The sequence below is a fragment of the Nonomuraea ceibae genome, from assembly GCF_019396325.1.
Classification (GTDB): domain Bacteria; phylum Actinomycetota; class Actinomycetes; order Streptosporangiales; family Streptosporangiaceae; genus Nonomuraea; species Nonomuraea ceibae.
In genome coordinates this window covers 1-3,605 of sequence record NZ_JAHKRO010000181.1, presented here as the reverse complement: position 1 = coordinate 3,605, position 3,605 = coordinate 1, and the positions used below count along the sequence as shown (strand labels likewise).

Annotated in this window: 3 protein-coding genes and 1 pseudogene; 1 reads left to right on the top strand and 3 read right to left on the bottom strand. The window is 68.6% G+C overall.

Features of this window, described 5'->3' with window-relative positions; translation table 11 throughout:
• Positions 1-785 (top strand): cell envelope integrity protein TolA (locus KME80_RS47565; RefSeq protein ID WP_219518832.1); only part of this gene is annotated, 785 nt, incomplete at its 5' end.
• Between the two features lie 322 nt (positions 786-1,107).
• Here the strand turns inward: KME80_RS47565 and KME80_RS47560 are convergent.
• The 3 genes and pseudogenes from KME80_RS47560 to KME80_RS53525 all read right to left on the bottom strand — a co-directional run.
• On the bottom strand, positions 1,108-1,575 hold the full coding sequence (locus tag KME80_RS47560; RefSeq protein ID WP_219518829.1) for a hypothetical protein: 468 nt from the start codon (positions 1,573-1,575) through the stop codon (positions 1,108-1,110).
• Positions 1,576-2,011: 436 nt separating this feature from the next.
• Positions 2,012-2,785 (bottom strand): alpha/beta fold hydrolase, encoded by a 774-nt coding sequence (locus tag KME80_RS47555; RefSeq protein WP_246646972.1) that lies wholly within the window; start codon positions 2,783-2,785, stop codon positions 2,012-2,014.
• A 316-nt stretch (positions 2,786-3,101) separates the two neighbouring features.
• Positions 3,102-3,302, bottom strand: a pseudogene (locus KME80_RS53525) (hypothetical protein); the annotation flags it as partial.
• Positions 3,303-3,605 lie beyond the last annotated feature (303 nt).

The following is a 3,605-nucleotide window of genomic DNA, read 5'->3' as shown; positions in this document are numbered from 1 at the left end:
ANGCCGCACGTGAACAGGCCGCACGTGAACAGGCCGCACGTGAACAGGCCGCACGTGAACAGGCCGCACGTGAACAGGCCGCACGTGAACAGGCCGCACGTGAACAGGCCGCACGTGAACAGGCCGCACGTGAACAGGCCGCACGTGAGCAAGCCGCACGCGAGCAGGCCGAGCGTGAGCAAGCCGCACGCGAGCAGGCCGAGCGTGAGCAAGCCGCACGCGAGCAGGCCGAGCGCGAGGAATTGCAAGCCACTCAGGCCGGGCGGACACCGCCGACTGCCGCACCCGCTGCGACGCCCAAGGTTGAGCGCGAGCCTGCAAAGATCGGGACTGGTCGAGGCTTGGCCTGTCGAGAGATCAAGCATTCACTACTGTCTGCGACGGAGACTACCTTTGAGAAGTTCTCCATTCGCCTCCCTGAGGGGTTGAAGCGACGTCTCGTTGCACGCTGGAACCATGAGCGCAGAGTTATACGCAAACAGCGTCTCGGTGCTCTCGGCGAAAACCACATCATTGATGCGGCATTGCGTCAGGCCCGTCGGCTTCGCATCGAAGATGCAGTAACAGTCGCCAAGCTGCGCAAACTGAACGACGCCGGCGTGATGCCTTCGCATTCCACCAGCATCCATCCGGACACTCGAGAGCTCATGTTTGACCTCGAGGGGGAAATGCGAGCGGCTTCGCGTCACGGCCTCTACGGCCACGTCGTAGCCGACCTTGTAGAGCATTTCCTGGACCAGTTGGATCGGGAGGATCCCATCGTAGACTCCGGCAATTGGAGATGATCTTCTGATCAGTGGGGTACGGCCTCCTCTCTCACGGAGAGTCAACCCGCACGTCCGATCTTGGCCTCAAGGGGGGCACCGGGCCCGGAGCACCCTTGAGGCCAGCCAGAGATTGGCGCAGGACCTGGCTGGCGGACCTGTACGAGGTTGACACTGATCACAAGGCTGGCTCCTGGTTGAGAGGCTGCCCGCGTCTCAGCTCCAAGCAACGGTGTCGCCAGAAGCCACCGGCACTGCCGTCACATGTACGAGCTCGCGGGCGAAGGACGCTCCATGACAGCAGCACGGCAATCCCGTGGGCGCGCCTCTGCAGCGGGTGGACTCACGCCGGAACGGGAGTGGGGCGGGTACGGCGCTGATAGGAGCGGGTGCCCGACGCGAGGGCCAATCCCAGGCCCGCGAAGGCCAGTCCGCCCACGTAGCCGACCCAGGGCGACCAGCCTTCCTCTACGGACTTGAAGCCCACGGCTGAGGCGATCAAGGTGGCGGTGCCGTACGGGGTGAGGATCAAGGAGCCGGCCCACCCCGGGACCAGCAGCAGCCGGCGCGGCAGCCGTTCGCCCCACGGGCGGGCCAGTGCTACCAGGAAGAGCACGCCCCCCAGGGCGCCCAGGGCGGTGAAGTCGATCCCGTGGCGTTCCATCCAGACGAGCGCCTCGGGCGCGCCGTTGGCGAGCATCTCCGCCCCCAGGTCACCGGCCGGCCGGCCGGCGTTCCCGCCGAAGGCCCAGTAGGTCTTCATGGCGATGTACGGGGTCAGAGCGGCGATTCCGAACCACGTTGATCTCATGCCCTCGATCATGGCAGTGCCCCCTGGGCACGCACCTCACGCCCGGGAGCCATGTGGCTCCCCCGCCTGGGGGATTGCACCACTTCCGACTCCCTGTGCTGGTCGGTCCAGCTCCACGGCCGCCCCGGCCTGGTGGGACCGACAGGAGCTGGGAAAGGGTGCTCCGCTGCCCTGGGGCCGTCACGGTTGGAGCAACGGCTCCGACGTAACCGCCGAACTCGCCTCCCAGTGACGTCCGCCAAGGAGACCCTTGTCCGCACACCAGCAGGCCCGACGAGATTCCCGGATTCGATGCGGTGGCCGATCAGCGGGCTGCACCGGCGGGGCACGTTTGGCCTTGAGGCCGGCCTGTCCAGGCAGGGGCCGCAGAGTCTGATGAGGGCGCTCGGCGCTCCTGCCGGTCAGGTGACGTCCCGGCCGGCAACACAGGGCCACTCTAGGCATCAGAGATCAGCGGCCTCGTCGCCGTGAAGCTCAGCAGCAGTTCACCGACCGCCTCAGGCGCTTCCAGCATGGGCAGGTGCCCGACGCCTGGCAGCAACTCGACCCGGGCGCCCGGCACCGCGTCGTACCGGTGCGCCGACGACGGCTCCCAGCGGGGGTCGGCGGCGCCGAAGACCACCTGCACGGGGACGTCGAGGGCGGCCAGCCGCTCGGGCACGCTCCGTTCGGCGATGTAGACGGTGTTCTGGCGCAGTACGGTCCGCATCACGCGGTAGGTGATGCCCGCTACGTCGGCGACCACGTCGTCCGGAAGGTCCACCGGGCGGACGGCCGTCGCGCTGATCCCCTTGCGGATCATCGCGTCCGAACGCCTCGGCCAGATGAGCGGGCCCAGCGGCGGGGCCAGCAGCACCCGGAGAACGAACGGCTGCCGGAGGAACGCATCCGGGCTCGGGCCGCTACTGATCAGCGAAAGCGAACCGACGAGGTCGGGACGTTGCTCGGCGAGCGCGGTGGCGACGTAGCCGCCGCTGGAGTGCCCGGCCACGGCGACGTGACGAAGCCCGAGGCGGTCCAGCAGCGCCGCCACCTGACCCGCCTGCGCGGGCACGTCGTACGACGGTGCGGGCGGGGACTGGCCGCAACCCGGCAGGTCGACCCGGATGACGTGATGGTGGCCGGCCAGCGCCCACCGGACCCCAGAAACCGCCCGAGGCCCCCGACCCGTGGATGAGCAGCAACGGCGGCGCCTGCCGCGGGCCGTCATGGACCACATAAGCGTCTCCCTCGTCCAGGGCCGGGATCGAACTCTCCGTGGTGCCGTCAGGAATGGTCATGGGCTCACTGTCGCCACCGGCTGGCGCCGGCGGCTTGGACAAATGTTCCTCCAGCCGCGGCTCGGGACAGCTTCGGGAGCGGAGTGCCCTGCCGGCCTGGCGTTCCGGAGCGCCGGCAGGGTAGCAGCGCCGACGGTTAGACCTCTCCGGAGGCGTACGTATCAGTAGCTCAGCGTGCGCCCGGGTGAGCGCCTCGATGAGTGGGCGGATGATGGCCACCATGTCACGCCGAGCAGCGTCCGGTTCGAGGGCGGCACCGACGTAGAGCGCCGCTTCGTCCGCCACGGCCAGCAGCAGGTGTGCGAGGGGCCTGACCGGGAGCGGCAGAACGACCCCGTCGTCCACTCCGCGGGCGGCTCTCCGCAGCAGGGCGGCCTGCTGGAAGGAGGCAGGTGATGAAGAACACGAACGGATGTTTCGGGCGCGCCCGAGGCGGTGGGTGGTCATGAGGAGAGCGGTGCCGGGGGTCGGAGTCTGCGCGAACGGAAACGTGCGCCAAGGTCACTGATGGCGCGCGATCTCGTTAGGCGGACGCACTCGCGTACGTTTCCGTTCCATCACCCCAGCGCCTTCGGCGGCACGTCCACAAGCTGAAGGAACGCCGCTTGTCGCCACCGCCGCCCGCACGCGCTCAGAACCGGTAGCGGAGAATGCGTGCCCCTTGCCGAGACAAGGCCGTGCTGCGGGCGGTGAGACGGGTCAGCGCGCGCAGGGGTTGCGGGAACCGGGCTGTTTCCGGAGCGCGGGTGA